Origin of the sequence: Desulfosoma caldarium (genome assembly GCF_003751385.1) — a bacterium.
Classification (GTDB): Bacteria; Desulfobacterota; Syntrophobacteria; order Syntrophobacterales; family DSM-9756; genus Desulfosoma; species Desulfosoma caldarium.
In genome coordinates, this window is the sequence record NZ_RJVA01000014.1 from 136716 (window position 1) to 163314 (window position 26599).

A 26599-nucleotide genomic window follows, 5' to 3' on the forward strand; every position below is an offset into this window, starting at 1 on the left:
TATCGAGGCCTTCTCGCTCCGGATCTTTTCGAACAAGTCTATCCTTTCTATTGTTATTTCGGCACACAGACATAAAACCTTGAACTTTTTTCGAGGCAGTCTGTTGGCACGGATTCCATGAGTTCTATTTCATCCGATGCATATCCTTGTGACTTATACAGAAAAAAGGGGCGGTTTCTAAGGAAACCACCCCCTTTTTCGGACTGGTAGAGTGTTATCGTGGAACGACGAAATCAGCCTAGAAGCTGGAGAATTTGCTGCGGCGCAGCGTTGGCTTGGGCCAACATAGCCATGCCTGATTGCTGCAGAATCTGATTCTTGGTAAACTGGGTCACTTCAAAGGCCATGTCGGCATCGCGAATGGCCGATTCACTGGCTGAATAGTTTTCGATCATGATGTTCAGGTTGTCCATGGTGTGTTGCAGCCGATTTTGGTACGCGCCCAGCTTTGACATGTAAGTATTGATGCTCTTCAGAGCGCCGTCAATGGCGGTCATGGCCTCTTGAGCACTGGCCAAGGTCCCAATGTGGGAAGTGTCGACACCCAAAGCGGCCGTGGAAACCGCGTTGATACTTACCTCCAATTGGTCATGAGCAACGTTTTCTGCACCGATTTGGAATGTAAAGTTGGTTGTGTCGGTTGTATTCTCGCCGTAAATAAGGGTTACACCGTTGTACTTAGACGTCTTAGCAATGCGATCCAGTTCCCCTTGCAGCTCAGCAAATTCCGTCTGGAGCAAATTCCGCTCGTCATTCGTGATCTGATCGCCTGCGGCCTGCGTTGCCAATTCTTTCATACGCACGAGAATGTTTTCAATCTCATGGAAAGCGCCATCGGCCACCTGCAGCATGGAATTGGATTCTGTGGCGTTTTGATAGGCCACCCTCAAGGAAGCAATTTTTGCCTTGAAAGTGTTGGCCACGGCAAAACCCGCCGCATCGTCGGCAGACCTATTGATCCGATAGCCCGTGGACAATCGTTCCAGCGATCTGGAGAGATTTCGGTTAGTAATGGTGAGGTTCCTTTGCACATTGATCGACGTGACGTTGGTGTTAATTCGAAGAGCCATGGTTCTTCCTCCTTGAATGTGGTGTCTTTGACATCCCTGCCGTGATTTTTTTCTACCAGTCCTTTTCTGCCTTCACCTTTCTTATCGGCACGACGATGGAAGGGCATTAACATTTTTTATGTTCCAGGATCCCATGCTTCATGAGCCAGTCGAGATGAAGCATCACGACGTGGCGATCCATCCCAAAAATCTTGCTCACCCAAAGAGTTAGCTCCTTGACCGATACCTCCCTGCGCGACACATGGCGCGTCATGGCCCAAAGACACTTTTCCTTTACGAGCATTTTCATCTCGGCATCGCTAACGGGGCGGTACTCTTGGGCCAGGAAAGCGCTTCCCATGGGGCCCATGACGAGCACGGAGTCGTCTGCCAAAACACGGGTGGGATAATGAGAAAATAATTTGCTGACGGACGGGGTGATGAGGGGGCGATAGTCCCTCACATAGTCTTTGCCAACATCGCGGCGAGCCATTGACACCAGCTCCTTCCACAGTTCACCATAGGCGCCGATTACTTTAGCCCAGTGGAATGCCTGAGCCCGACGCTTCGCCTGCTGGGAAAATTTTCGGCGTACGTCCATCTGGCAAATCAAGGTGTGAAGCGCGTGAATCATTGCCGACATGTCCACGGCCACCTTTTGGGCCCGAAAGAATCGAAGCACGGAGGGGTCCAGCAAACCTGCCACGGCATCCCATGGCTCTTGGACGTTGCTGGCGCAGGTGGGGATGAGAAAACCTGTCTGTCCGTGAGACACCAAGTCCCGGTACCCGCTAAAATCCGATGCCACCACGGGAAGCCCAGCCACCATCGCCTTCATAACTGTCAGACCAAAGGTTTCTTGGTAGTTGTCCACAAGGGAACAAAAAACATCGGCGGAGGCATACAAGGTGGCCTTCAGCTCTTCCGCCACATTCGGCATCACTCGCACCACGTCCTGAAGCCCCAACGCCTGGACCATTTCCCAGATCAACCGCACATCGTCCTTTCTTCCGGCCCCCACCAAAACCACGATAACTTGAGGACCTCCACCGTGAACCAGGGCCTGGCGGAGCCATGAAAAACCTTCCAAAAAGGGGCTTAAGTCCATTTTCGTTCTGGGAGAAAAACACCCAAGGCTCAATTAGAATGACATGGTCCTGGGGAAGCCCGAGCGCCTGGCGGGCGGCCTCGCGAGATGGCCGAGGACTGGTCTGGTGCTGAATGCCGAGCGGTATTTGAACCAGTCGAGGAGGCTCAGGAAGCGTTGCGCCGAAATGCTCCCGAAAACCCTCACGAATTTCCTGAAACGCCCGACGCAACATGTCCACAGCGCAACGACTCGTGCACACAATGGCATCGTAAGGTTTGTGGCAGCAGCAGGGAAATGAACTTGCCATAAAGGGCCACAGTGTCCAGGGAATGGGTAACACCGGTAATGGGAAAGCGCATGGGCGTCTACAGACGATTTCTCCATTCCATCAAGTAGGGGGTAGAATAGGTAAAATCGCCGTTGTGAAAAATATCCGCGGTCCGCTTCCGCAACGCCAAAGGCAAAACGCTCTGAAGCTCTACGCGGATGCGCTGGGCAACGACGGCCGAGCAACCCTGAAAGAAACGGGACAACCGCTCCACGGGGTCCAAGTCTCCGACAAAGAACCGATAGGACGAACAGTCGCCATACTGAAGGAGCGCCTCAAGAAACTGCTTGTTGGCTGCGGGCATGCCCATCCTGTGCTGCCAGAAAGGGTCGTTGAGGATAAAAGGGTCGAGCGTGGCCCAATGCATCAGGAAGCCCTCGATGGCGCCGCCGTTTGACGGGAGATTGGCTTTGACGTTTCCCGCAGGGCCAGTCGTTGAGCTATTTTAGCTAAATGGATTTTCTGTTCTCGTTCCAAGACGTGGGCCAGCTTGCCGAAGATTCCTTCCCGAAGTGTGAGGTCGTGATGGGGCGAAGCCGTGTTATTTTGCAGCCACACTTCTAAAGCCTCTCTGACCCGACCCAAAGCCGACTCATGACCCCTTTCGGCGGCCAGGATCGCGAAAGCCAGTAGCACGGGCACCTTTTGGCAACCATTGTCCACAAGGCTCTTGAACATTTCATAGGCTTCCGCAGTTCTCCCAACATCCCATAGCATGTTGGCAAGATGAATGCGGGCGCTTTCCAGATCAGAATCCAAGAGAAGCGCCTTTCGCCAACACACTTCGGCCTTGTGCCGCTTCCCCGCTCTCTTCCACGCGACGCCCCACTGATCCCAAGCCTTCGCCGTCAATTCACCAAACCTCAGAGCCCGGCCGAAAGCTTCGTGAACCAGCGCATCATGGCCGCGATCCCCCGCCAAAAGCCCTACGGCCTGCCAGACGTCCTTTTGCAAGGTCTGATCGGGTAAGGATTCAATGCAGTGCAGCGCCTCCTCACGAAGGCCAAGAACCAAAAGGCTGAAGGCCGTGCGGGAAACGACGTGCGTTGTGGTTAGCGGCGGGGTGGGGAAAAAACTCGATGCGCGCTTTTGCGGGTCCACACGGGCAAGAAGCCTCAGGGCCTCCCGATGCTCCCCCAAATCCTGATAAAGATCGGCCAACCGAAAAAGGCTTGGGGAATCCTGGAGTTCGGCACATCTGAGCTTGACCACGCATCGCAAAGCCTCTCGCTTTTTACCCTCCGTGATCATGCTCTTGGCCAGATAAAGAAGGGCGTCCACCCAAAAATCACTCAGTTTCTCGCTGCGCGGGGCTCCGGCACTGAATCTCTCCCTTTCCATCCGATTAATCGCTCTGGCCATGTGCTCTGCTGCGGCTCGAGAAATTCCCAGATGATCATAAGAAAGGGCCAAATAGTAATGCAAAGTCGCATCGTCTCGACCCGCCTGTTGTTCCATGTGAAGAAGGCGAAGGTTTCGGGCGGCTTTCTTCGCGACAAGGGCCGGGTCATCATAACCATGGTGTCTGATCGCGATATCCACGTGCACCACCTTGATGGCCTCGCGGATCGCATCCCAATCAATACTCTCATGAACCCGACCTCGAAATCGCACATCTTTTCGGTTCGGGATACAACGGACCTGCAACAACGACCGGAAAAGGGAACCATTTCTAAAGTCCTGCAGTTCAAAAGCGAAGGCCTTCAGACCGTCAAAGTGCTTTTTCAGAGCATTGATTTTGGCGCCGTTCACAGCATCGATCCGATCATCGGCATCGAGCCACAGGCAGTAGGAGCCTCGTGCTTTATCCAGCGAAAAATTGCGGGCCGCCGCAAAGTCATCATGCCACGGATAGGTATAGATACATCGGGTATACCGCCTTGCCAAATCGGCCGTGTTGTCGGTCGAGCCGGTATCCACCACCACGATTTCATCGGCAAAAGTCCGGATCGACTCTAACATGCCACAGAGATTTGACGCCTCGTTTTTGACAATCATGCATACGGACAAAGGGGGGCTAGGAGACGTCATGTCTCGGAACCTCAGGAAAGATGACGGCTAAGAAGAAAGACCAAGAATTCCCACGAAGCAGGCACCAGGGGCCAGGCTTTACCAAGCGGCCCATCGTTCGAAAGGCTTCGACACCGACAGCGAAGGGCCGGGTGCGGTGAACCTCGCAGCGTCCATTGACTTGAGAAGATGCGCTGCCCGAGTTTTCTCACCCAGTCGGGCATAAAGGGCGGCCAGCCGCCTTATAATTTCAGGGCGTCTCGGGTCGCGGTGCCGCATCTTTTCCAGCGCCGACACCGCGTCTTTGTAACGCTGCTGCTTGATCAGGCTCAGGGCCAAAGCGTCCAGGACTTCCACGGGAACGGCATCGAGTTGGGCCAGGCGGGTAAGGGTTTCCGTGAGTTCCGAGAGGCAGCCGCGTTCCCAATGGCGGTCCACAAACAAAGCGAAAATTTTTGCGCTGTCTTTATTTTCGAAAAACGCTAGACCCGCATTTTCCAAAAGAGACCGGGCTTCGTCCAATTGTTCCAGCTGAAGCAAAGCGTACATCCACGGCGCGCCAATCCATGTCCAGCTCGCCCCCACGCTCCGGGCCTTGATAAAACCGGCTGAGGCTTCATGAAAGGCCCCTAATGCCAAAGCGCACAGGGCCTGCAACACCAAAACGGGTCCATCCCCGGTGGCGACCTTCTCTAGCCTTCGAGCAAACTGATAGGCCAAAGGGAAGTTTCCCACTTCGTAGGCGCTTCGAGCCACAGCCCAAAGCAGCTCGTTTTCGCCGTAGGAGTGCTCAATACTGAGGTCGCTTCGCCGTGATTCTAAGGGCAGCCTTTGGAACTGATAGGCCTCGCGAAGGAAAGGAAGCGCCTCACGGAATTTTTGTTGGTTGTAAAGGGCAATCCCCAGAAAAACCTTAGCGGTATGTTGGAGGGGCGTGATGGCCAGGGATTGGCGCGCCAAGTCCTCAGCCTTGATATATTCCTTTCGGTGAAGATGGTAAAAAGCCAGCATGTTGAGCACGAGGCTTTGCATGTTGGGGGTAGTCGGACCCAGTTCATGGGCTTTCACCAAGTGACGGTATGCCCTTTCATGATCCCCCATTCCAATAAGACTCATGCCGATGTAATAGTGGGCATAGGAATCGTTGGGGTTTTTTTCCACCTGGGCCACAAGAAGTTCTAGATTACGTTGAATCTTTTCTTGCAATCTGTCTTCTGGGATGGCATAGCCCCAATGGCGAATGACCACCGGAGCTCTCTCCACGCGCGCTCCGTGGCGCAGCAGCCAATCCCCCACACTTTCGTGCGCTTTGCCTTCAAAGCGTATGCCTTCTAATTTCTTAAAAAACCGAATCGCAAAATGCCCAGTAAAACTTCCATCCATTTTCATGTTTTGGATCGGCACCAAATAGGCATCCACCTTGAGGGAAGCCGCCATCTGGCGTAAAGACACGCCCTGGGGAAACGCCACCAGCTCCTCATCCGCATCCAAATACAACACCCAGTCTCCCGTGGCATGTTCCAGCGACCTATTTCGGGCAGCAGCAAAGTCATTGTTCCACGGATAGGTGAAAACTTTGGCCCCATAGCGCGCGGCCACTCGAGGGGTGGCGTCCGTGGATCCTGTATCGACCAGGATGATTTCATCCACCTGCCCCCGCACACTTTCCAGGCATTGTGGAAGATGCCGCTCCTCGTCCTTGACGATCATACATAACGAAATGACCGGTTTATCCACGAAAGTCGCCCTTCCTGATCACGTCCCAGGAGATTTCACCCCGAATGCGGACGAAGCGTCGATCTGTTGGCGCACCTGCTCCAACGCCTCCGCCACTTCGCCATTCTCATCCGCCAGGGAATTCGCGTGCTCCAGCATCTCCAGAGCCTCCTGGAGCTGCCCCAATTGCATGTGCAGCAGCCCCAGCCGGTGGTAGGGTTCCTGGTTGTTTGGGTCGATACGGGCCGCCCGAGCGAAGGCTTCGGCAGCACCCTGAATGTCTTCCACCTCCGCAAGCCGTCGACCCATGTCTAAATAGATCTGCGCCACGTTCACATCGAGGTTTTCGGGACTCCAAGATTGAGCGCTCTTGCGGACCAGTTCCCTGTAGTCTTTCCATGCCTCCGTCTGCGTTGGATGCGCCGTGAGGTAGATCTCCAGAAGTTGGGCGGCCATTTCGTACTCGCCGGCAGCTTCCAGGACCTTTGTTGCGTTCAGGAGAATCTCTCCGTCGTGAGATGCCAAATCCAAGGCTTTTTCAAAACAACTGAGCGCTTCTTTTAAGTCCCCTTGATGCCATGCCAAAACGCCCATGTTATTGTAAGCCTTGGCGTTGGTCGGGTTCTTTTCCAACGCCATTTCAAAACAGACACGCGCTCGGTCCGTGTTTCCCTTGGCAAACTCTTCTTCCCCCAAGCCCACCAGGACGTCGGCCGTCGCGGTGCCGTTGTCATTCCTTTGACGTGGTGGTGATTTCTCCGGAGTCTGATGCAACATCGCCTCGATGGATTCCTTGATCTCCCAGTCCCAGGGATTGCGCTGAACATAGCTTTCAAGAATCTGCCGCGCATCGTCGACGCGCCCAGCCTCCAGAAAAACGTGCATGCAATCTTTGATAACTTCCCCGTCATCGGGATCTAATTGCAAAGCCTTTTCGATGGTCGCCGCACCCTCCTTCCGTTCTCCTTTCTTCCACAACGCAAAGCCCAGTTTACTGATGGCACGGCAGTCAAACGGCCGTGCGTCCACCATGGCGCGCAATAAAACGATCGCCTGGTCCCACTGACAGGCCTCCATGAGTTGAAGAGCCTGTCCAAGATCTGCGTTGATTTCGCCAAACTCTGTCATAGGAAACTCCTTTTGCGATGGATGTGGCTTATTGGCGCACCTCCTCTTTCTTATTCGGCCTGCAGGTAGCAAGATAAGTACCAGGTGTTTGGATCCCGCTGCCTCGTCGAGCAGGTGGAAACATGATCTTTTCATTGAATGGCCCACGGGCCTATCTTTTCAATGGGCCTGAAACCTGACGCAGGCTTCCGCACCAGGGCCCGTGCCCTCCCTGCAGCCTGCTCGCTCATTGTCTCCCACGGGTCACGCCCATGAAGGCCTCCAACGATTCAACCATGAATGATAGGATTTTTCGCGGCAAGGGGGCACTAACTCAGGAAATGGTGAATCGCCAGGCAGCAACGAGGCGTCGCACAATCGGCCAGATTTGCATTGAAGGGAAGTGAGCGGGCAACTCGCCTTTGGCTCGGAACAGAAATGGTCCCAAAGGGCAGGCCTTTTACAGACGCGCATCGTGCCGTTGCATAGGCTGCCATTGCCCCGTTGTGCCCATGTAAAGCCTGGTTTCGCTGGGGTCTTCGCCATTACATGCCTTGTCTGTGCCCATGACATGATGTGACATATCATTTGACCACCGCGAACCGGCACCTTCCCCTTTGGCCCGTCAAAGACGTGTTTCACCAAATCGTCAAAATACCGACGATGCAAAGAACCATCACTCACATCCGCTGAAGATCTTTTGTTCTCTCAAAGGAAAAAAGAGACGATTTTGCCGCCCGGCTTTGCGCTTTCTTTCTTTAAGGTGACATTCTCATGCCGACACCATGACCTCCAGTTTCTCTTTGCCCATAGGAAACTGAAGCCGAAAGCTGTCGGTCGGGATTCGGCACATGCTTGAAAGGCTTTCGTCGATACCGAGGGATCCCCGTGCTGAGTTTCGGTTTGATCGGCGTTCGGCTCCAACACCCCTAACGAACTTTACACAACTCTTTCACAGCAAAAGTCCGAAGGCAACACAGACGGGCCTGGATCTTGCAACTGATCAACACGACCTGTGTCAAAAGGTATCGTTGATAATCAAGGAAAACCTAGAAACACCACCGGATCAGGTTGACGTGCCTTTTGACGCTCATGGCCCGCCCCTGCCTTCCAGCGGCGGGCACGTGCTTATTCATTTCTCGACGGAGGGTCACCCGTTGCCGTCTTATGGGTTCCACCCGGGATGAGGGGCATTCGCCGGCACGCAACAAGACTCGAAAGGTCACGGGCGCCCATGGCACAGAACGCTTGCCCTGCGTCGTTCAAGCCCCACCCGTCACTGTCGAGAAAGCGGCTATTCACCCGTGACAGGAAGTTGTGAACCCCAGGTTGCCCGGAAGTGGCGATGTGAGGCGTTTGCCGACAAGCTACCAGGGGGCTCCGCAGAAGGCGCTCCCATGGGTCGTGAAAGATGTAGGAAAACTCATACGCAGAGAAACTCACTGGATCTTGCCACCAGGTCCTTGATTGATTCGTTAAGACACGCTGTGTCACGCTCGATAATATGTTTGCTCGTGCGGTTTATATGACTTTAAATTGACCATAATATTTACCATAAATACTTTGCACTCATACATATAGGTGTTGCCATGGTTAGAAGCCTTCTACATTTCTGGAAAAACCTTCCGGCCTCCGTTCGTCATCTTTTGCTTGTCGGGGCTTCGGGTCGTTATCACCTGTCGCGCATTGCTGCAGAGGCTGTCAGAAAGCTTACAGAAGAGGGCGAGCCACAACGGATTCGGATCCTTATTTCTTTGTGTTCCCAGATTTTGTTAGCCGTTTGGGAAGAAGATCCTCTTGATGTGACGGCTGCAAAGCAGCTGTGGCGATGGCATTCTCGATTCCCCTTCCTGACAGAGGATACAGCCGCCTTGGTGGACGCCGTATGCAAAGAATCGGCATCGGCAGTGCGGCATCGAGACAACCACATTTCCAGCACGGAACAGGATGCAATAGCTCAGAGCCACAAGTTTCCACAACCCGGCACACCGTTCTCATGTCGCACCTTTTATTGGAAGGCCATGGTCGAGGGGAAATACGAAGAAGCCAGAACGGTTCTGGAAAGCGCCTGTTGGCCGCAGCCATTGGATCGTCTTCGGCAGCGATACCTCGCTTTCATTGACTTGGCTCAGGGAGGCCAGGATCGTTGGGAAAAGATCCATGCCAGGCCAGGGGCATGGCTTAGCGATGCGGATCGCTGCCTTCAGCTCGGGAATTTGGCGCTCGCCAGAGGGGACCGCCGAAAGGCTCTGGCCTTATGGCGTAACTGTCTAAACCTTCGACCATGGCTTACCCATGTCATCTTGAGAAGTTACGATACGGTAAACAACTTAGACCGCGTTCAGCGTCCCTTGAAGGGGCGGGTCTCCATCTGCCTCTATACGTTCAACAAGGCAAGGGACTTGAACGAGTGCTTGGCGGCTCTAGCCGAAAGCCATCTGGGTGAAGCAAAAATCTTTGTACTGATCAACGGATCCACTGACGCGACGCGCCACATTGTCCAGACGTGGCAAGACCGCCTGGGCACGGATCGATTAAAAAAGATCGACCTTCCCATAAATGTCGGAGCTCCGGCAGCGCGCAATTGGCTCATGCATGACCAGCATGTTCGTGAGGCCGACTGGATTGCTTACCTTGACGACGACGCGCTGGTTCCAGCCGACTGGATGGAAGCTCTGGAAAGCGCCGTGGAACGTTATCCCGGCGGTGGTGTGTGGGGTTGCCGTGTCATGGACGCGTGGGCTGCGAGCACCATACAAGCCGTAGATTACCACTTGTTACCCCCTTTTCAGGCCGTTGCGGCGCAAAATACCGCACCCTTTTTTATTTCCATGCTCCATTACGAAACTTTTGATCAGGAACAGTTCAACTACATGCGCCCCTGTGTTCATGTCACGGGGTGTTGTCATCTTTTTTCCACAAAAACCTTGCTGTCATCCGGTGATTTCGACCTGAGGTTTTCTCCATCCCAATTCGACGATTTGGAGCATGACTTTCGGCTGGCCTTTCACAACAAGCCGGCCATTTATCAAGGTCATTTGGCCGTTCGACACATGAACCGAACCGCCAAGCGCACTCGCATCCACACAGGAGAAAGGGGCAGCGCTGGTGCAAATCTTTACAAACTTCATCATAAATATTCTAAGAACGAATATCGCAAACTCATCGCATGGAACATGGATCTAATCGAACAGGATATCTTCCAAAAGCTGGAGGAGATGGAGCACGATGGAATGGGTCAGACCAGACGTGGAACACTATAAATATGTTATTGTGGGAGCAGGTCCTACAGGCCTTGGGGCAGCTCACCGTTTGGCTGAACTTGGGGAGCGCGATTTCCTGGTTCTTGAGCAAAACCCTTATCCAGGGGGACTCAGTGCAAGTTTTAAGGATTCCAAAGGATTTACATGGGACTTAGGGGGGCATGTCATCTTTTCCCACTATCCCTATTTTGATAGACTTATTGAGGATCTGCTTCAAGGTGAATATCTCACCCATCAACGCAAAGCTTTCATCAGGATTGCCGACACTTGGGTCCCATACCCATTCCAGAACAACATTCGATACCTGCCACCAATCCTACGATGGGAGTGCATTGTTGGGCTACTGCATCTTTCCCGTGCAGACGCCGAGCCTCAAGATTTTCGAGAATGGATTCACGGCACCTTTGGCGACGGCATCGCGCGCCATTTTATGATTCCTTACAACTTCAAGGTATGGGCCTTCCCACCGCAATGCATGGACTGGCGATGGATCGGCGAACGGGTGAGTGTCGTTGATCTTGAAAGGGTCTTGAAAAATGTCGTCCTTGAGCAGGACGATGTCTCATGGGGCCCAAACAACACCTTTCGTTTTCCCTTACGGGGCGGCACGGGCGAAATCTTTCGCCGCCTGGCAGCTCGTGTCTCCGATCATATTGCTTACTCATCTCGGCTTGTGTCGATGGAACCCCATAGCCGGCTGCTTCAAACCGACACGGGGCGACGGATTACGTACCACCGGCTGCTCAACACCAGTCCCCTTGACCGCCTCATTCTCGAAACCATGGAAAATGCCCCTCAGTCTGTGCGTTCGGCTGCCGAAAAGCTCATTCATAACGGCGTCCATGTCGTGGGCATCGGCATCGATCAGCCCGGCAACGACGACAAATGCTGGATGTATTTTCCCGAACCTAACTGCCCTTTTTACCGCGTTACCAACTTCCATAATTACTCGCCCTACAACACACCAAAAAAACGCACCCAAAAAGCACTTATGGGAGAAATCTCCTTTTCAACCCATAAACCTCAGCGAGAAGACACCGTCGTCGACGAAACCATCGCCGGACTGGTCGACACACGAGTTGTGACCAACGGCGAGGCCAAAGCCATCGTATCCCGCTGGCAGGCAAAGCTCGATTACGCCTATCCCGTTCCCAACAAAGAACGGGACACGGCCCTTCGAATCATTCACCCATGGCTGGAAAGTCTTGGCATCTACTCGAGGGGGCGTTTCGGGGGATGGAAATATGAAGTCGGTAACATGGACCATAGTGTGATTCAGGGCGTGGAGTGGGCGGACCGAATGGTCATGGGCAAAGAGGAAAGTGTTTATGTTCCCTGTTGATGGACACCGGTCTTCCGGGGCCGATCCGGTGTACGACGTATGGTACCGCTGGCTGCGGTTGGCCGGCTATATGCTGCCACCTCAGGTCTACACGGCCGCCGAAGCTCTTTTTGCCGCATCGTACTTGAATTCCAAAAGGCCAAGGTCATTAACGGCTCATGAGTTCCTGGCCACATCCCTCCTGCGTCAAGCTTTGGTGTTTTATCCGTTGGACCATAGACTCTTGGGATATGTCCAACGCCTGCATTCCTTGGTACCCGCCAGTTCGGGATTTGACGTTTGGCTTCGAGGCCTTCGGCGTTTACACCGAAGCCGGCCAGACTATTTCATGCATTCCGTGGAGATTTCCGCGCCCATGCGGTGGAAAAAACCTCAAGTGGTCACAGAAGATTATCTGAAAGACGAAAATCCGGGAGCTATGGCCACCGCCTGCTATGAATTCTGGTCCTTGGGGCATTGGGAGACGGTACGGCAAATCTTTCTTCGAATGATGGCGATGCCGGTGGCTCCATATCTGGCTCCGATCGCCGCATGGAGTGCCTGGAACGCGGGAGACAGGGACCTGGCCGCACGTTGGTTGCACGCCTCGATGCCGCCATCTTTTCTTACCTTCAACCTGCTCGCGGAAATGGCCATGGAAGCCGGGGACAAGGAACAGGCGCGCCGCTATTGGAAACAATCCCTGCGATGGGAACCTTACCAACCTCATTTGTTTCACCGCTATTGGGAATCCCAAGATTCCAGGTCGGCAACCACCGCCAGTTCCGTAGGAAAGGTTCATATCGTCCTTTACACATACAACAAATTGGAAACGACCTTAGCGACCCTTCAAAAGCTCCTGGTATCGGGAATCGAAGCATGCCCGGTCACTCTTTTAAACAACGGATCGACCAGCTTTTCAAAACAGGACCTGGAACAGGGGGTCAGGACCGTGGCCCAAGGCAGAGTTGTGGACATCATCCACCTGCCCGTGAATATCGGGGCCCCGGCAGCCAGGAATTGGCTATGGCACCTGCCCCAGGTGAAAAACTGCGATTACGTGGCCTTTCTGGATGATGACGTGCTGGTCCCTCCTAACTGGCTGAGTCATTACCTGGAAAGCCTCGATCTCTTTCCCAGTGCCGTTGTGGTGGGTCCAAGAGGGCTCAACCCCGGCACGTTGCCGACTATTCAGTATGTCCATCGATTTTTCCATCAGATCGATGACCACAAGATCCTTTTCACGCCAGCAGCTCCGATGTTTGAGGATTTCGGCCAGTTTTCCTATCGACATCCGTGCCTGTCGGTCATGGGGTGCTGCCATCTTTTTCATCGACGTCGGTGGGAGAGTTTAGGAATTCCCGATTTTGACATTAGCTTTGCGCCATCTCAGGTTGACGACCTTGAGCACGACCTCCAGATCTGGAAAAAGGGTGGCCAGGTGCTTTTCGACGGGCGAGTTGCCGTGATCCATTTGCAGGATGCGGGACGAGCTGCTCCCAGGTCGCGCGCCGCATGGGGCCACGTCTGGGGAAACCACATGAAGATGGAAAGCAAGTTTACGGGAGCCGAGTTGATGGATATGAAACGGCGGGTCGAAGAAGCCGACGACAGCTTTCATGAACGGATCCGGAACGAAATAGAGGCGGAGGTGTTTGGAGAAACCAAGGCAGTACAGATCCTGGGCAAAACACTTCGGTGAGGGAGTAAGGCTAACGAGTGCCGGCCTCACGGGACAGCAGGGCAGCCAAATTCCGCGAGCCCGATGGAGCTGAAAAAATTCCACTGAGCGATGAGCCGTTCGTTTCAATGGATTTTCTGTAAGCCGCGAGGGCTATGTCCAAAAGAGTTTCTAGAGCCTGCTGACCATTCGAATTCCGCGTCAGCACATCTTCAAACCGCCGCAGAACGCTCAAGGGAATCCCCTGTCGGGACGATGCTTTTTCCAACATCCAGTCTTCCAGAATCGTCTCGAGGGCCATTTTGCCGAATCGACCCGATACAAAATCAGACACTCCCTTGAGAAAGGCTCGAATGCTGCGCTTATCCTTGCGCATAGGGCCCCATATTTGGGTTCGCAGCATTTGAAACGCGTGCGCGTCCACCAACCGGTGTTTGGCTTGGAATAGAAGAAAATTTCTTGTGGCATAATAGATGCTCAATGGAGAGCCAATCCAGTCCCCTATAGAAGCCCCACCCTTATGATAAACGATGGACCTGGGATGAAAGGCCACGCGCCATCCGGCATTATTCAACCTTAGACATAGGTCGTTGTCTTCGAAATAGAGAAAAAACGCCTCGTCGAACGCACCGCACTCTTCCAAAGCCTTTCTGGCCAATAACATGCTCGCGCCAGAAACGTAAGTCTTGAATCCGATCTTCTCAGCTTCCGAGCCTCGCGGCCCCTGGATGCCCTCGTAGCAAACCCTATCGCCATCGAACTGCACTCGCTCCGGATGGTGATAGTCAAGAAGTTTGGATCCCACAGCCCCAACACGCATACCGGACCGACACGCATGGAGGAAAAACGCCACGCTGTTCCACAAGGCAAGAGGATCAACAACGGTGTCATTGTTGAGAATCCAGACATAATCAGCTCCGGAGGACAAGGCGTGCACGGTCCCGGCGTTGCATCCTCCGGAAAAGCCAAGGTTTTCTGAGGACTCTAAGAGAACGATCTCTTGACGAAACGGGGTTGATCCCCTTTTATTCATCCCTAGGCTCGCTATTTGGTGCGGCAAACCGCTTGCCACAAGCCATGCCTTAAGGGCTTCCAACGCCTTTGAATCCGATCCGTTATCGACGACAATGGTCTGAAAAGGCTTATAATAGAGGCCGTTTTCAGGACGAGCACCCGCCGTTTCGTCATATCCATAAAGGGATTGGAGACACTCGATGGTGTCCCGCGTCCCGTTGTAGTTGAGCACGACGATGGACACTCTTGGTAGCCTAAGATGATAGTCAGGCGTAATCTCACCGGCCCACCGGCGGTTAAGCAAAATGAGATTCTCACCTGAATGGTCGAACTTTCCGGCGCTGACCGACTCAAAGTGCACCAAAACACTTTTCGGCGTGTAGACGACGCGCCATCCCATGCGCCTAGCTTTGAAACATAAGTCCACGTCCTCACAGCCGTTCACATACGTCTCGTCGAAGCCTTCGACTTGTTGAAATACACCTTTTCGAACGAGCATGCAGGCTCCGGTCACGGCCTGGAAATCTCTTTGCATATTGGCCGGGGGAAAATCTTTTGGGCGCCCCCGATACACGTGTGCTGGATAAAGCGGCGCCGGGGCGTCCGCGATCACGATACCGGCATGCTGAATGGTCTCGTCAGGATAAAGGAGCATGGGCCCGACCACGCCGACCCGTAAATCCTCTCTCAACACGTCCACCATGGGCTCCAGCCATCCCGGACGGGCAAGCACATCGTTTTTGAGAAAGAGCAGTAACGACCCTTGCGCTACAGCGCCACCCTGATTGCACGCCTTGGCAAAACCCAAATTTCGATCATTTCGAATCACTCGAATGCCATATCGGCTTTGTGCCCAATTGAGAAAGACAGGAGTCTCGTCAGTTGAATGGTTATCAACTACGATGACTTCGAAATGAGAGTAGGAAACATTTGCGAACAAGGACTGAATACACTGTCTTGTAAAGTCGCACTGATTGAAAACGGGAATAATGATGCTGACAAAATCAACGTCCACTTTCTTGCACCTCCTGCCGCCGGCGTCGTCTAAGGTCCTTGGGGGACGAAAATGGAGATACCCGGAGCAAAGCCTTACACTCGTTGGTGCGCCTCCGGCCAGAACCGCCCTTGTGAAAGCCTGGAGGAGCACACCTTCTGCCTGTCGAGCCCCTCATTTTGACATTCACGAGCAATAAAGGTGCCATATAGATGGTTCTTGGTCGCTCGTTCAGCCCACGAGCGCTGAAGAGCTTCCCTCTGGGGCCCTTTCCGCATCAAACCGGTGGTCATTCCATGGGAATGACTTTGTGTCAGATCTTGAAAACTCATGAACCGATTTCAGAAAAAGTTCAGGACCCTTCTGCCAGTTTTTGAGTGTCTGAATCGGGTTCTATGACCGATATTTTTCCACGGATGCGGTGATAATGGAGCCGGCGAGTAAGTCAAGGGTTCTTTGGGTTGAGCTGCCGTATGGAAGCTGCTTTGCGACAGCCCCTCTTTGATTCGGCCGTTGAATTGTTCCACCATTCCGTTGGTTTGAGGGTGGTTGAGTTTCATGAGGCGGTGCCCGATGTTGTCTTGAGCACAAACTTGGTTCAAAAAGATGAATATCCGTGAGCTTGCGCGAGCCGGTAAGTCAAAAGTGGTCGGTGAACTCTTTGCCGTTATCCGTGAGTTCGGTGGCCATCTTGAAAGGCGCTTTTTTCACGAGGTTTTTGAGCAAGGAACTGGCCGAGGCGGCGCATTTATCGGCCTTGATTTCAAAGAAGATCTGGCGGCTGGCTCGATCCATGGCAATGAAGAGGTATTTGTGGGCGGTCTCATCGGGCACATGAGACAGGTATGTGACCTGGTCATGGATATAGCCGGGCTCGTCATCTTTGAACGATTTAATAACGGCCCTGTGAGCACCTTGTTCCTGCAGGGCAAGGTCGTTGAGGTTGGTCTCTCCGTGTCGGCGAAGGCAGCCATGGAGTCCGAAACGCCAGACCTTTAGGTAGATCTTTTCACGGGTAACGGCCGGCAGGTCATCAAGTTGAAGGAACAATGTAGTTCGCAACTCGACCGCCACACGTTCTTCGATCGGCGACAGCGTGGCACGCAAAATCCTGGGCATTGTGGGGCAGTGATCATAACTGTTCCGGTTTTCTATTGACGCATGATGGATCTGGTGATCCCATACCGGATGGCTAAAAACGTGCCGCGATAGGGGGACTTCGCATCTTCTTGCGGATGGCCGGATTGGTTCGAGCTCTTTAGTGAAGTCCTGCAAGCACGATGACCTCCATACTGCGTTTGGAACCACGATGCTCAGCCCCTCGCGGGCTCGAAACAACGGATAGCTTCTTCGTGGAACACGGTAACACGGCACATGACAATGCAGGGGGTTCGTATTTTCGAGGTCACGGTAAGCCATCAACCCCCTTTGAAGGGCAGGGGTAAGTACGCTGTTGAAAACCAATTCGGGTCACAACGTTGGACATCTTCGGGGTGCTCTGGGTGAAAAGTAGGCCGTTCTTTTTGCAATGCGCACCGAGCTAAGTGAAGAAGGTCGAATTCGACATGATGCAAAAGAACTTTCTCTTCGAGACAATACCCCAGGGTTGGACCTGGGATCGACTGCGGGGTCACCTGAAGGATATGAGGTTTGTCCTCATTTTGGCGGGCGTGTTCCTGCTCCTAGCTGGTGCGGTCTATCCCCAGGACCACGAGATCATGGAGTGGCTTCGATCCGGTTCACTCATGGAAAAGCACAAACCTCTCAGTCAATGGGTGAAACTTATCAAGCCCTTTGGGAAAGGAGACGTCCTTGCCTGTCTCGCACTGGTAATGGGGGTGTGCGGCTTGAGAAGACGGGCTGTGGCCATCCTGATGTCGTTGATTGTGGTGTTTGTTCTCGTCTGGCCTTTGAAGATCATTGTGGCGCGGGAGCGCCCACGCGAGGCCAGCCACGTCTCCTTTCCCAGCGGGGATGCAGCCTCGGCAGCCGCGTTTGCGGTGCCCGTGGTGGTTGAGGCTCCCGCACTGCTTCCGGTGGCCGCCGGAGTCGTGGGTGCTGTCGGTGCGGCGCGGGTCCTCGAAGACGCGCATTACACGAGTGATGTCCTTGCCGGAATCTCCCTTGGCCTGGTTGCAGGGATGGCAGGGCTCTTTTTCGTAAAGGGAATGAGGGTGCGGCTTAGGCGGCATCAGTTTGCCGTCGGCGCCTTGATCCTTGTCGTCGAGGGGTTGCTCCCGGTTCTCATGGGAAAAAGGGGCAAGGAATTCATGACCTTTGCCATGTTCTACGGTCCGGCTGTCCTCTTGGCTGCCGCCGCCCACTATCTGAGGATTGAAAGCAGAAGGCAGTTCCTCGTCTCCGCTCTGACTGAACGTCTGGGTGAGCGGAAGTTGGTGGCCCTTACATCGGCTGTTTTCATTATGCTCATCGTGGCTTTGTTCCTTTTTACCACATCTCGATCAACTCTCTGGGACCGCGATGAACCCCGATTCGCCAGGGCGACCATGGAAATGGTGGAAAGCGGGAACTACCTAATCCCTACATTCAACGGTGCTTTGCGTCCCGACAAACCCATTCTCATCTACTGGCTCATGTCCCTGTCCGTCAGACTGTTCGGACCCACATCGGTTGCCTGTCGATTTTTCTCCCCTCTTGGAACCGCCTTGACGTGCCTCATGACACTGCTGATCGGGAGGCGGTTTTTCGACTCCAAGACAGGGCTTCTTGCTGCAATGGTGGTGGCAACGACGCCGCTCGTGCTTATGACCGGAACCGCGGCCACGACCGATGCGGTGCTCGTCGGTTTCATGATGGTTGCTCTCGCCGCCTTTGCCCGAGCACTTGAAACGGAGCCGCGCTGGAGATGGATTCTCGTCATGGCGGCGGCTCTGGCGGCTGCTCAATTGACCAAAGGACCCGTGGGGCTTGCAGTACCCCTTGTTTCCATGATCACAGTGTTGGTGTTGTCCCGGAGGGAAACGGCTCGCCTAAGACAATTTGTCGGGCCCCTGCTCTTGGTCGTCGGCGTCAGCACGGCCGTCTTTTTGCTCTGGGCCTTGCCCGCCAATAAGGCGACAAACGGGGAATTCCTGCGCCTGGGTATCGGTCATCACGTGGTTGAACGCTCGATTAACCCTCTCGAGCACCACGGAGGCCGATTCTTGTTTGCTCTGCCTTTCTACCTGCCCGTGGTGGTGCTTGGCTTTTTTCCATGGACTCTCTTTCTTCCTCAAGCGCTTTCGAAGCTTATGCGAGGCCAACTGGGAGGCACAAAGGTAAGAGCTTTTCTGGTGGGTTGCATTTTCCCTACCTTTGTGCTTATGAGCCTGGTTGCCACCAAGCTCCCCCATTACGTATTACCTATCTGGCCGGCCTTGGCTCTTGTGGTTGCGGCGACACTTGCCAAAGGGAAAAGGGCGCTGCAGGACCCTAATTACAAAGTATACCAACTGTGTGGTCGTCTGGTTTTCTCGATCCTGGGTCTGGCACTGGGAGCGACTCTCATGATTGCTCCCTGGTTTGTGCCTTTGCAGGACGCCCGGGGAAGCATCTTTTCTCTCGGACTGCTTTTCCTCGTGATGACCATTCTCACCGTTCGCGAACATCGCTATCATAGATACGGAACCGCTGCGTCGATCCTGGTTTTAGGCATGCTCCTTTTTCAAACCTCTTTGTCGGTGTACCTGCTTCCTTCCTTGGAATCCATGAAAGTTTCACCGCCCATTGCCCATGCTATCAATGAACACACGCCGCGAGACGTCCAGGTGGCCACCTACAAATACGGGGAGCCCAGTTTGAACTTTTACCTGGATCGGTACATCCTCCCCCTCAAGACTGGAACGGAACTGGTATCCTGGGCGCAGCAGCCCGTCCCCGGTGTGTTGGTTATTCCTCGAAAGGAGCTTGAAAAAATCGAAAATCAATATGGTGGCCTGGGACTGACACCGTTTGCCGTGGCCAAAGGGTACAACTATTCAAAGGGAAAGTGGGTCGAACTCCTTGCCCTGAAAAGGAGTGCGCGCCCCCTTCCACTTTCGGAGATGTGAGCCAATGGAGAAAGGCTTGCACCAATTGGGTTTTTTGTCTGAGGACTCTTTTCCGCGGGTTTCCTGATGCAGTAAGAGTGCAATAAGGGGCCCGTCCAAATGTGGCACCCGTCGCCCATGAACGTCGATTTCTGCGTGGCGGCCCTGGAAGAAGCCCTGAAGCAGCCTGGTCGTCTCGAGATCTTCAACACCGATCGGCGCAGCCAATTCGCCAGTGACGATTTCACCAACGCTCTCAAGGATGCCGGTATGGCGAGAATGGAGAGACCCAGATCAAGGCCTCACACTCCTTCCTTGCGCTTCCGCCCAGCGCCGCACTTTTGCGAACCTGGTGGAGTATGTCGATGGTGGAAGCGGTGCCGGCCTGAAACCCTTATGGCGCCGTGCGTGTCGACTCTCCTCCATCCACGCAAAAGTCAATACATGCGGCCGTTCGCTGGTGGTTCTTGGCAGCTCATCCGGTTTACAAGCACCGAAATGCACACACCATGGGGCAGTCCCCGCGTCAAAGACTTGGCCATTCCAACGTCAATTCTTTGGTGAGATCCTGATCGATGGACTCGCACGTGCGCCGCTTTGGCCATTGGCATCCTTCCGTACCACGATTTTTCAGCCATTGGCTATTTGTGCGCACCCCATCGGAGCAGATATGCCAAGCAAATCAAGAAGCTGGCATTCTTTATGCTTAGGGACTGTTCTTAGACGGGCCAGCTCGACGCATATGGATTCGCGACCCCGCTAGGAGGGAAAAGGTCATGGGTTTTGCATACCGAATTTATTCCGGTGGCCTCTCGGCAGAACTAGCCGTCCTGCAGCTCAGTGAGGTCGTCGATCACTTACGCAATCACCTGGGCAACTTCCTTCTGGATCCCACAATATGCTCTGTGTACTTACAACGCTTGCTTAAGACCAATCAGGAAAAGGCTACCTCAAACGTCCGTTTATGGACACTTTACCTAATCCGACGAATGGTTGAAATGAGCCCTTTTAATCCCTATGCGGCACGCCTTGCCGAACAGGTTGGGCTCTCGATCCCCCATCTAAAAGATCTTCTGAAATGTACTCTTCCACCCAACGCAGCGCCGAAGCTCGCATCCCTTCTGTCAACCCCGAATCTGAACGCGGCCCGCAGCGGGCTTTTGGATCTAATAAGACGCTATCCATACGCTGTCGAACTGATCGAACCTCTGCTGCGTATGGAAGTGGACCTGGAGGTCCCGGTAGGCTCTGAATGGGCGGAAATGATCAGATTGCCCAACGGCCTGAAGCCCCTGCTGCGACAATCCTTGTTTCTTCATGCCTTAATGCAGCGTGACATAAATCGAGCTGATGCATTTTTCCGCACGCTGAACCTCTCTCAATCGGGGCCATATGTGCTCAATCATGTCGCCGAGTTCTTTGCGGCTCAAGGACTCACTCAGGAAGCTCTCAGAACCTATGAGCGCTCCAATCGGCTGGATCCTGTCCAAGTTCCCGTCACATTTCGTATGGAAGCTCTGGCCAACGGCTTGCAAAGCCCCAAGGGAGACATTCGCAGCCCTAACGCCGTCTGCCTTTACAGTTACAACAAGGAAGATTTGCTGGAAAGGACCCTTCAATCTCTCGCCAAAAGCAATCTGGGCAACGCCCGAATCCTCGTCCTTCTCAATGGGTGCACTGATAACTCTCAGAGGAGGGTTGAAGCTCTTAAGGAACGACTTTTCAGATCTCGAATGAGCGTGATTTCTCTGCCCGTCAACATCGGAGCTCCCGCCGCACGCAATTGGCTTTTAGCTCTGCCCGAGGTCAAAAACGCGCAATACGTAGCTTTCCTGGACGACGATGTGGAAGTGCCTCCCAACTGGCTCGAATCGCTGGTGGGTGTCTTGGAAAGACACCCACAGGCCGGGGTTGTGGGCGTTAAAGTGTTGACCCCTGGACACCCGCCGCGTCTCCAGTACCTTTATCGTAATGTGGCGGTGGCCCGATCCGATCTTATTCGAATTAGCTTAGACGTTCCAAATTGGAACTACGATGTCGGCTTTTACGATGTCACACGCTCAACGGTTAACGTCATGGGCTGTTGTCATGTCTTTCGACGGGAAGCTGTGGATGCCGTCCAGCAATTTGACATCCGCTTCTCACCGTCCCAGATGGACGACATCGCTCACGACCTAGAAATGACTCTTGCAGGCTACCAAGTCTTCTACCATGGACTGGTTGGATGTATTCACCACCAGATGTCGGGAATCGGTAAGTCAAGGCAACAGATAGATCCAAAAAAGATCGGGAATGTCCTTGGTAATGATGTTAAATTTTCTTACCTTTTTTCCGATCGGTTAGATCTCTTAAAGAACCTTAACAACACGCATATAGTACCTTATATTCCTTTACACTGAGACATACTTCCAGGTTAATGTAGAAGGAGTTGTCCTAGTGCCTTTGATAGACTCACAATCTATATATCTGGATAAAGTGGCTGAATACGCTCATGGAGCTTTTTGGGGACCATTGGTCCGCGACGTTGCAAGAAAGCAAAAAAGAAAACATATCATCGTCGTCATGGCTGAAAGTGTCAGGTCGTCATTGTCGTCATGGCTGAAAGTGTCAGGTCGTCATTGAGCTGGTTTCGAGGGAACACCAAATACGCTTTCCTCTCGCTCTGGCGCCATCTTAAGGAATATGATTCTAGTGTTGAACTCTTTTATGTTGGAAACGACAATGAAACTCGCCTATTGCGATCGGCCGGCCTCCCGGCACTGTCGTGTGAGAGCGGATGGCAAGAAACCGCACTAGTGATGCTCAATGCCCAGATCGCGCTCTATGGCAGCAACGATTTCGTGGATGCAGATCGCTGGTTTTGGCAATCCTGCCTTGATGGGGCGATTCGAATTCAGATGTGGCACGGCATTCTAGTGAAAGACGCTTGTGCCATGTTTTTACCGAGGACAAGGAACTTTTCTTATTTTACCGGTTTATTGTATGACTGCTATATGATCCACTTCTCCATCGCTGAGAATATCGTCTTTCAGGATGTATATCAATCTAATTTTCCAAACTCACAAGTCTTACCCTTTGGGTCCGTGCGAAATGACATCCTGGTTCGCAAAGATGTGGTATCCTCGTTGTGGCGTTTAGGTCTTGACCGTGGTGTTTTTAATGCTATCGAGGAAGCTAAAGTCAGCGGCAAAAAAATTGTCTTATGTTGCCCAACATTCCGTCAAGAATATGATACCTCGGATTCCTACATCAAATCCTGGGCCCCAGCAATCCTTTCCCTTTCAGCCCAGCCCGATATTCGCATCGCTTTTAAAATGCATCCCATCGTCAAGCACTTTTCCCATCTCAAAAGAATGATGCATATATCCAAGACCGCAGGCGCTTATTGTATTCCCGCATCTCAGGACATTCACCCATATTATAACCTAGCTGACTGTTTGATCACGGATTATTCCTGGGTATGGGCAGATTTCATTCTATGCGAGCGTCCTATTATATTTTACCGACCTGATCTTCATACCTACACCCAAACACGAGATGTCATATCTTATCCATTTTTTGACATCACAGATGTTGGGCCTATGTGTACTAACACGCACGATATCATCAAGCACACCTTATCGCAGCTGGAGCAGCCGTCTATACTGACCCCGCACTGGACTGGACCAGCAATAAGCAGTAGATTTGGTCAGTAGGAGGGGGTGCGAGATGGAAGAAAGAGTAGCTAAGCCGGTTCGAGTGCAGAGATGGACGGCCAATCGTAAGAGGGAGATCGTGCTGGACATTCTCAAGGGCCACAAAACCATCGTGGATGTGGCACGCGAGCACGATGTCAAACAGAGCGAGATCCAGCAGTGGATCGATACCTTCATTGCCGTCGGGACGCAGGCCCTGAAGGTCCATCCGAGATCCGCGGAAGCGGTTGAGCAGAAGGAACTGACGCGGCACCGTGAAAAGATTGGTGAACTGGTGCTTCAGATCGAGGTTTTAAAAAAAGCCGAGGCTATTCTCAGCGAGGAAGAGAGCTCGTTTTACGATTGAAAACGGAGCTAGAAGCCCAGGGGCATAAAGTGAGTTTGCGCAAGGTCGCTGAGTGAATGGGAGTTTGTTGGTCGACGGTTCACTGCAAGCCTCGAAGGCGCAAACGGGCGGGGGTTGATCGGCAGGTGGAACAAGCCATCTATCAGCTTATCCAGCGTTATCCCCGCTATGGCTTTGGAAGGATCACCGTCATGCTTCGTCGGCTTACGGGCTTGAATGTCAACAAGAAAAAGACCCAGCGAATCATGCAGCGCAACGGTTGGACCTTGTCTCAACGTCGTCGAGGCATGCGGCCTCGTGTTCAAAAGAAACCCTCGGTGGCAGAAGGTCCCCATGAGCGGTGGGCAACGGATATGACCCACTTTTTCTGCTCGGATTCCGGGTGGTGTCATGTGGTTGCGGTGATCGACTGTTGGAACCGGGAGATTGTGGGTTATCGCATCAGCCGGCGACAAAACGCCAAGGTGGCGGAAGGGCTTTTGAAAGATGCGCTCATTTGCCGGTTTGGACACAATAAAGCCGCCTCCCAGGGGCTTGCCCTCAGAAGTGACAACGGGCTCGTCTTCACGTCGAAACGTTATCTCAAACTGCTGCGTGCTTGGGGTCTGCGCCCTGAATACATCACTCCCTACAGTCCCCAGAAAAACGGAATGATCGAGCGGTTCATGAGAACGCCCAAAGAGGAGTGTATCTGGCTTAACCTGTTTTCGTCCTTTGATGAGGCCAAGGCGATCATCGAGGGCTGGATCCGAGAAGACAACACCGAGAGGCCGCACCAAGAGTTGGGATACATGAGCCCGGTTGAGTATCGTCACAAACTTGCCGCTTAGCCGGCGAGACGAACGCGGTGCGTCTATCGCTTTTTCCTTAGGGAACCGCCCCAGTGAAGGCATCGGCCGGAGCGCAACCGCCTTGACAACCCGAAGGGCTTGCCGGCTTTGGGCCTGGTATACTGGGAAAAGGACGAAGGCTAAATCCCAACGCCTTTTCCTCAGTGCAACTGCCAAAACCGCCTTCCACGCTTCAGGCCCAAAGCCGGTTGTCAAAGCCTGAAGCGAAGGCTGAAGGGTCACCTCTCATTGCTCTTGATGCGAACCAAACAAGCCGAGAGCACCGCGTTGGCAATAACGCAAATTTTGGTCTTGATTCCTAGGGGTCATTACAAATTTGTTGTTTATGAATGGACAGGGTGGTAACAGCAAGCACATGTTTTTCGGTATCGAGTTGGGCAATGCAGCTTCAGACACACCGGTATATGAGAACGCCGACCTGGATTTTCTACCTAGTATGAAAAACGCGGTGTGCAGAAACGTGATAAAAGGATTTCATTTTGAGGACATCTATGAAGCAGCAACTTGGCGAGGAAAAAACTTGATAAAATAGGGGGCTTCCATCAATGCAAATTCTTATCCATATAGGTACGCATAAAACAGCGACAACATTTATTCAAAATATTCTGTGGTTAGAGCGCGAAGCGCTTTACCATTTTGGTATTTTATATCCTGAAGCTGGGTATTTTAATGGTGCTCACCACAAACTTGGTGATAGCCTAATTAATGATATGGACTGCAACGTGATGAAAAAAGTTGTCAATCCAATATTTAATACAATCGCTGATATCCCTTGGTGGCAGGAATTTGTTCAAGAATTGCATGAAAAGCGCCCAGCTAAGGTTTTGATAAGTAGCGAAGAGTTCGAATGGTATTCGCGTCCCTCCGATCTCGCCAAATTCCTGGCCTCGGCTTTGCCTGGCTATCAAATCAAGATTGCTGTTTGCTTACGGCCCCAAGAGGAGTACGTTGAGTCGTTGTATCAGGAATTCGTTCGATATTTCAAAGTTCGAGAAACTCGCTCATTGCAGGCGGCATTGGGGGATATGCGCTTTGCTGACTACGATATTTTACTTGAACGCTGGGCCGCGGCCTTTGGTTGGAGGTCGCTTAAAGTTACGCGATTTGATGACTTGAAAGCTTCTGGACTTATTGCAGGCTACGTGGATTTTCTGGAACTACCTGTCAGTCTTATACCGCTGTTTGAGAAAAAGCAAAAACAGGCGGTTGATGTCACCAAGAAGTCGCTCCCAGCGGTCTGCATTGAGTTCCTGCGTTTATGCAACATGATTCCTTTGCCGCCCAATCGCCATAATCGCATAGTGAAGGCACTCTATGACGTATCCGAAAGTCTTGTTAAGAAATATGGCCCTAACTGTAAGCGTATTTTGTCCCCGAAGGCTCGCCTGGAGATACGTACTCGTTTTTATGAAAGCAATGAACGCGTGCGAAGCCGCTTTTTTCCTAAGGAAGAAAGCCTATTTCCTAGGCAGGATGAGGCTCCACTCACATCCACCGCGTCTATGCAGGACCTCATCCCGTTGCTTGTGCGGCAAGGCTTGATTTGACTATTTGACGCTTCGGAAACGTCGTTGCTGTATATAACACTGTATAAGTTTGAACGCAACAAGTTAGTCGATTTATGAGTGCACTGCTTGACTATATATTGACCCCGCACTGGACTGGACCAGCAATAAGCAGTAGATTTGGTCAGCAAGAGGGGGGTGCGAGAAGGAAGAAAGTGTGGTTAAGACGGTTCGAGTGCAAAGATGGACGGCCAATCGTAAGAGGGAGATCGTGCTGGACATTCTCAAGGGCCACAAAACCATCGTGGATGTGGCACGCGAGCACGATGTCAAACAGAGCGAGATCCAGCAGTGGATCGATACCTTCATTGCCTTCGGGACGCAGGCCCTGAAGGTCAATCCGAAATCCGCGGAAGCGGTTGAGCAGAAGGAGCTGAAGCGGCACCGTGAAAAGATTGGTGAACTGGTGCTTCAGATCGAGGTTTTAAAAAAAGCCGAGACTATCCTCAACGAGGAAGAGAGCTCGTTTTACGATTGAGAACGGAGCTAGAAGCCCAGAGGCATAAAGTGAGTTTGCGTAAGGTTGCTGAGTGGGTGGGTT

General features: G+C 52.8%; 18 protein-coding genes and 2 pseudogenes. 11 read left to right on the forward strand and 9 right to left on the reverse strand.

Going from position 1 to position 26599, the window contains the following annotated elements; genetic code table 11:
• Positions 1–233 precede the first annotated feature (233 nt).
• From EDC27_RS13240 to EDC27_RS13270, 7 genes and pseudogenes are all read right to left on the reverse strand, one after another.
• Entirely contained in the window at positions 234–1070 is an 837-nt protein-coding gene (locus EDC27_RS13240; RefSeq protein ID WP_123291104.1) for a flagellin N-terminal helical domain-containing protein, read from the reverse strand.
• A 106-nt stretch (positions 1071–1176) separates the two neighbouring features.
• Complete coding sequence (locus tag EDC27_RS13245; RefSeq protein ID WP_123291105.1) at positions 1177–2157, reverse strand: glycosyltransferase; 981 nt, start codon at positions 2155–2157, stop codon at positions 1177–1179.
• 347 nt (positions 2158–2504) lie between these two features.
• Positions 2505–2834 carry a hypothetical protein gene (locus EDC27_RS13255; protein ID WP_123291107.1) on the reverse strand — a complete coding sequence of 110 codons (330 nt, stop codon included), beginning with the start codon at positions 2832–2834 and terminating at the stop codon, positions 2505–2507.
• Positions 2834–3808 (reverse strand): tetratricopeptide repeat protein, encoded by a 975-nt coding sequence (locus tag EDC27_RS16585; RefSeq protein WP_245994574.1) that lies wholly within the window; start codon positions 3806–3808, stop codon positions 2834–2836. The genes EDC27_RS13255 and EDC27_RS16585 overlap by 1 nt, the downstream gene beginning before the upstream one ends.
• A 477-nt stretch (positions 3809–4285) precedes the next feature.
• Positions 4286–4498: pseudogene (locus tag EDC27_RS17095) on the reverse strand (glycosyltransferase); the annotation flags it as partial.
• Positions 4499–4576: 78 nt separating this feature from the next.
• Positions 4577–6214, reverse strand: coding sequence for a tetratricopeptide repeat-containing glycosyltransferase family 2 protein (locus EDC27_RS13265; RefSeq protein WP_148045768.1), 1638 nt, complete (start codon positions 6212–6214; stop codon positions 4577–4579).
• An 18-nt stretch (positions 6215–6232) separates the two neighbouring features.
• Positions 6233–7321, reverse strand: a complete 1089-nt coding sequence (locus EDC27_RS13270) for a tetratricopeptide repeat protein (RefSeq protein WP_170161813.1) — start codon at positions 7319–7321, stop codon at positions 6233–6235.
• A gap of 1568 nt (positions 7322–8889) precedes the next feature.
• Here EDC27_RS13270 and EDC27_RS13275 point away from each other — a divergent pair.
• From EDC27_RS13275 to EDC27_RS13285, 3 genes are read left to right on the forward strand one after another with little or no spacing between them, the layout of a single operon-like run.
• On the forward strand, positions 8890–10563 hold the full coding sequence (locus EDC27_RS13275; RefSeq protein WP_123291111.1) for a glycosyltransferase family 2 protein: 1674 nt from the start codon (positions 8890–8892) through the stop codon (positions 10561–10563).
• Positions 10529–11905, forward strand: a complete 1377-nt coding sequence (locus EDC27_RS13280; protein ID WP_123291112.1) for a protoporphyrinogen/coproporphyrinogen oxidase — start codon at positions 10529–10531, stop codon at positions 11903–11905. The genes EDC27_RS13275 and EDC27_RS13280 overlap by 35 nt, the downstream gene beginning before the upstream one ends.
• Positions 11892–13586 (forward strand): glycosyltransferase, encoded by a 1695-nt coding sequence (locus EDC27_RS13285; RefSeq protein ID WP_123291113.1) that lies wholly within the window; start codon positions 11892–11894, stop codon positions 13584–13586. Before EDC27_RS13280 ends, EDC27_RS13285 begins: the two co-directional genes overlap by 14 nt.
• Before the next feature lie 10 nt (positions 13587–13596).
• Here the strand turns inward: EDC27_RS13285 and EDC27_RS13290 are convergent, their stop codons facing one another.
• Both EDC27_RS13290 and EDC27_RS13295 read right to left on the reverse strand, forming a co-directional pair.
• Positions 13597–15594: a glycosyltransferase family 2 protein gene (locus EDC27_RS13290; protein WP_170161814.1), complete on the reverse strand. Its 1998-nt coding sequence runs from the start codon at positions 15592–15594 to the stop codon at positions 13597–13599.
• 618 nt (positions 15595–16212) lie between these two features.
• Entirely contained in the window at positions 16213–16848 is a 636-nt protein-coding gene (locus EDC27_RS13295; RefSeq protein ID WP_148045769.1) for a transposase family protein, read from the reverse strand.
• 290 nt (positions 16849–17138) lie between these two features.
• Here EDC27_RS13295 and EDC27_RS13300 point away from each other — a divergent pair, with 290 nt between their 5' ends.
• The 8 genes and pseudogenes from EDC27_RS13300 (at position 17139) to EDC27_RS13330 (ending at position 26536) form a co-directional block, all read left to right on the forward strand.
• Positions 17139–19622: an ArnT family glycosyltransferase gene (locus tag EDC27_RS13300; protein ID WP_123291116.1), complete on the forward strand. Its 2484-nt coding sequence runs from the start codon at positions 17139–17141 to the stop codon at positions 19620–19622.
• A 117-nt stretch (positions 19623–19739) separates the two neighbouring features.
• Positions 19740–19865, forward strand: a pseudogene (locus tag EDC27_RS16595) (IS3 family transposase); the annotation flags it as partial.
• A 512-nt stretch (positions 19866–20377) separates the two neighbouring features.
• Positions 20378–22000: a glycosyltransferase gene (locus EDC27_RS13305; RefSeq protein WP_123291117.1), complete on the forward strand. Its 1623-nt coding sequence runs from the start codon at positions 20378–20380 to the stop codon at positions 21998–22000.
• Between the two features lie 396 nt (positions 22001–22396).
• Complete coding sequence (locus tag EDC27_RS13310; protein ID WP_170161815.1) at positions 22397–23296, forward strand: CDP-glycerol glycerophosphotransferase family protein; 900 nt, start codon at positions 22397–22399, stop codon at positions 23294–23296.
• A 13-nt stretch (positions 23297–23309) separates the two neighbouring features.
• The gene (locus EDC27_RS13315; RefSeq protein ID WP_123291119.1) at positions 23310–23642 is read left to right on the forward strand and encodes a transposase; all 333 of its coding nucleotides are present in this window, start codon (positions 23310–23312) and stop codon (positions 23640–23642) included.
• A 56-nt stretch (positions 23643–23698) separates the two neighbouring features.
• On the forward strand, positions 23699–24472 hold the full coding sequence (locus tag EDC27_RS13320; RefSeq protein WP_123291120.1) for an IS3 family transposase: 774 nt from the start codon (positions 23699–23701) through the stop codon (positions 24470–24472).
• A gap of 566 nt (positions 24473–25038) precedes the next feature.
• A complete protein-coding gene (locus EDC27_RS13325) occupies positions 25039–26040 on the forward strand; it encodes a hypothetical protein (RefSeq protein WP_123291121.1) in 1002 nt (333 codons plus the stop codon).
• A gap of 193 nt (positions 26041–26233) precedes the next feature.
• The gene (locus EDC27_RS13330) at positions 26234–26536 is read left to right on the forward strand and encodes a transposase (protein WP_281273157.1); all 303 of its coding nucleotides are present in this window, start codon (positions 26234–26236) and stop codon (positions 26534–26536) included.
• The last annotated feature ends 63 nt before the right edge of the window (positions 26537–26599 follow it).

Coding starts and splice junctions, on each gene's coding strand:
- EDC27_RS13240 (WP_123291104.1), bottom strand. CDS start 1,070: ATGGCTCTTCGAATTAACACCAACGTCACGTCGATCAATGTGCAAAGG.
- EDC27_RS13245 (WP_123291105.1), bottom strand. CDS start 2,157: ATGGACTTAAGCCCCTTTTTGGAAGGTTTTTCATGGCTCCGCCAGGCC.
- EDC27_RS13255 (WP_123291107.1), bottom strand. CDS start 2,834: ATGCATTGGGCCACGCTCGACCCTTTTATCCTCAACGACCCTTTCTGG.
- EDC27_RS16585 (WP_245994574.1), bottom strand. CDS start 3,808: ATGGAAAGGGAGAGATTCAGTGCCGGAGCCCCGCGCAGCGAGAAACTG.
- EDC27_RS13270 (WP_170161813.1), bottom strand. CDS start 7,321: ATGACAGAGTTTGGCGAAATCAACGCAGATCTTGGACAGGCTCTTCAA.
- EDC27_RS13275 (WP_123291111.1), top strand. CDS start 8,890: ATGGTTAGAAGCCTTCTACATTTCTGGAAAAACCTTCCGGCCTCCGTT.
- EDC27_RS13280 (WP_123291112.1), top strand. CDS start 10,529: ATGGAATGGGTCAGACCAGACGTGGAACACTATAAATATGTTATTGTG.
- EDC27_RS13285 (WP_123291113.1), top strand. CDS start 11,892: ATGTTCCCTGTTGATGGACACCGGTCTTCCGGGGCCGATCCGGTGTAC.
- EDC27_RS13300 (WP_123291116.1), top strand. CDS start 17,139: ATGATGCAAAAGAACTTTCTCTTCGAGACAATACCCCAGGGTTGGACC.
- EDC27_RS13305 (WP_123291117.1), top strand. CDS start 20,378: ATGGGTTTTGCATACCGAATTTATTCCGGTGGCCTCTCGGCAGAACTA.
- EDC27_RS13315 (WP_123291119.1), top strand. CDS start 23,310: ATGGAAGAAAGAGTAGCTAAGCCGGTTCGAGTGCAGAGATGGACGGCC.
- EDC27_RS13320 (WP_123291120.1), top strand. CDS start 23,699: ATGGGAGTTTGTTGGTCGACGGTTCACTGCAAGCCTCGAAGGCGCAAA.
- EDC27_RS13325 (WP_123291121.1), top strand. CDS start 25,039: ATGCAAATTCTTATCCATATAGGTACGCATAAAACAGCGACAACATTT.